The sequence below is a fragment of the Olleya sp. 1-3 genome, from assembly GCF_002836085.1.
GTDB lineage: Bacteria > Bacteroidota > Bacteroidia > Flavobacteriales > Flavobacteriaceae > Olleya > Olleya namhaensis.
Map to the genome: position 1 here is coordinate 1 of NZ_PJBW01000056.1, position 205 is coordinate 205.

Below are 205 nucleotides of genomic sequence, written 5' to 3' on the forward strand. Positions count from 1 at the left end.
TCCCAAGTACAAGTTGTGTTGTTGAAGGTTGCAGTTTCATAACATTCTTTGGTTGGTTCTGCTGGTTGTGTTCCAGAAACATCCCAAGTACAAGTTGTGTTGTTGAAGGTTGCAGTTTCATAGCATTCTGTTGTTGGTTCAGCAGGTTGTGTTCCTGTTACGTCCCAAGTACAAGTCGTGTTGTTGAAGGTTGCAGTTTCATAAC

At 42.0% G+C, this 205-nt stretch carries 1 protein-coding gene; it reads right to left on the bottom strand.

Going from position 1 to position 205, the window contains the following annotated elements:
- A partial coding sequence (locus CXF54_RS13040) for a hypothetical protein (protein ID WP_157823466.1) occupies positions 1 to 205 on the bottom strand: 205 nt, incomplete at both ends.